The sequence below is a fragment of the Caballeronia sp. genome, from assembly GCF_049581465.1.
Lineage (GTDB): Bacteria > Pseudomonadota > Gammaproteobacteria > Burkholderiales > Burkholderiaceae > Caballeronia.
Genome location: NZ_JBAUSA010000796.1, coordinates 1 through 2377, shown reverse-complemented (window position 1 = coordinate 2377; position 2377 = coordinate 1). Strand labels below are relative to the sequence as shown.

Sequence of the window (2377 nt, the reverse complement as noted above, 5' to 3'; positions counted from 1 at the left end):
GGTCCGATGAGCCGACGTTTGGAGATCAGACTGGTTTGCGGCCGAGATCGACGGAGGCCGTGTGGGCACTGGCCGAGTAACGACGAGAGGTTGAAATAAGGCGCGATCGAAGGAAACAACTTCGGGTCTTTTTATTGGCACAGCGATGAGCGCTCTCACGCCCTAATAGCGACGATTGTAAAACGGGACCAATCGCCGAGGGTGGGTATCCCCTCCCCCTTTCAAACGTTGCAGCCCACAATCGAAACCGTCGCCCGTTCAAATGAGTCGCAGCCGCCGATGCCGTCGCTGTCAGTTTCGGGTCGCCAGGCTCGCGCACCGACGCACGTACATAATCGCCGAGCACGCGGGACTCCGATCCCCCGGCGGCCTACCTGACCTGACCTCCAACGCGGCCCAACAAGCCTTAGCAGACTTCTTCAGTCTGGCGCTCGCGCGGCAGCATCCGCTCGAACTCTCGCTTGACGATGCCGTAGCATTCGCACGCACGGGCTTCCAAACCGGCTCGATCGAGTACCTTGATACAACCACGGCTGTGATGGATCAGGCCGGCGTCATGGAGCTTTCCTGCCGCTTCCGTCACCCCTTCGCGACGTACGCCCAGCATGTCGGCGATCATCTGCTGCGTCACCTGAAACTCGTTCGACGGCGTACGGTCGATCTCGATCAGCAACCAGCGGCACAGTTGCTTGCTCAGCGAATGGTGACGATTGCACGCAGCAGTCTGCGCGACTTGCGTCAGCAGGGCTTGCATGTACAGCAGCATCAGGCGACGCAGGAAATCCGAGCGGCCAAACTGCTCGCGCAAAGCGCTCGCGCTCATGCGATAAGCAAAGCCCGGGCATTGAACCTGAACGCGCGTCGGCATGGTATCGCCGCCGGTCAGGATAGGAACGCCGGTCATGCCTTCACGACCGATGGCTGCGATTTCGGCCGAGCCGCCGTCTTCCATCGAGTGAAGCAGAGAGATGATGGCCGTCGTCGGGAAATACACGTGATGAATACGTTGTCCTGAATCGCAAAGCAACTGGCCTGTACGAAGCTGAACGAGTTCCAGATGGGGCGTAAGAGCTTGCCATTCATGCGCCGGAAGCGCACCCAACAGATGATTGCCGTGCAGGTCGGACTGAAGGGTCAACATGATTTTCTTCTCTCATTCGTGCGCTGTGCGCCGTATTTTTTTATTCTGGTCCACGCCGCGTCTCCTGATGCATCTGACGGCATCCATCGAAGACGTGTTGCGACCAGCCCCGTAAGCAGATCTGTCAAAGTCGTTGGCTTGCTTTCGAATTTCGACATTGGCTAGTGCTGCACCACACATTTAGCGAGGACCGTGCCAGCCAGTGTCAAACCCAATGCCATCATGGAGCGTCCTAGGATATGCAGCAGCGCACACTGAGGATGAGAGGGTTTTTGATTCAGTCTTGAACCGCGTACGATCGAACCGGGGCTATCCGTCCGATCAATCACGCAAACGCTTTCGTCTGCTCAATACCTTACGGGAGGCGCATCCGATTTTTATAACGCCATTTGAAATCCCTGTTTTGCGGCCCTCAAACCGTGGTCGCATAAGCATTCGTAGGGTGTTTTAAAAGTGATACAGAAATGTTCCTTCGACTTGGTGTGACCCAGGCGAAGTTTGCCTCTTACATGGCTTGAGATCGGCGGAGGGGCGTCGGCGCGGCTTGCGGGCATTGCTCGCGATGGCGGAGCGGATGTGTCAGCGCTTGATGGTGAAAAAAAACGTAGCATGGATTGCGCGAAGTTCACCGTCGGCCGGCTTCTGTAGTGGGGTTTGGGTGGCAATCTCTGAGATGCCCAACTGCATTGCATCAACCGCTTAGCAGCGCACGCCACGATCTGGTTTGGCGCATCGCCGGCCGTCACTTCACTTCGGCACCAGGAGATCATTTAATACTTCTTCACTCATTGCGCCCGCTGTCTCGGCTTGTGAATGCGTCGGGCGGCCGAGGCCGATATCCTTCGATTACCGAGTTGGCATCGGCAAAAAACTCCTTCACAAAGATCGCGGAAACCTGCGTGAGCGCGAACCGGGCCGCAGTGAGCATTACCGACAGTTGCTGATCGGCCGCGGACTCACCGAACAGCACCCGCTGCGCGAGCGCAACGCCCCCGTGTCGCGTGACGATGCGCAACACGTAGCCGAGCGAGGAATTGGTCAACATCTCCGAGCCGTACGTGTCAGCGAGCACCGTGAGGACGGCGAGTTCCGCCTTGTCCGGACGACGCGGTACACGACGTTCGACAGGGCGAGCATAAGTTCCGGGCATGCCGCCGGGCACAGGGTCGTTCGGAGCGCCGATGACACTGTGGTTGGCTGCATCGAGTGTTTGCACCCCTGATGACCGCCCTGCCC

At 58.3% G+C, this 2377-nt stretch carries 2 protein-coding genes; both read right to left on the bottom strand.

Annotation, left to right across the window (positions count from 1 at the left end; genetic code table 11):
• Nucleotides 1-406 precede the first annotated feature (406 nt).
• A complete protein-coding gene (locus tag WCA53_RS19590) occupies nucleotides 407-1141 on the bottom strand; it encodes a Crp/Fnr family transcriptional regulator (protein ID WP_423914410.1) in 735 nt (244 codons plus the stop codon).
• A 781-nt stretch (nucleotides 1142-1922) separates the two neighbouring features.
• Nucleotides 1923-2377 (bottom strand): hypothetical protein (locus WCA53_RS19585; protein WP_423914407.1); only part of this gene is annotated, 455 nt, incomplete at its 5' end.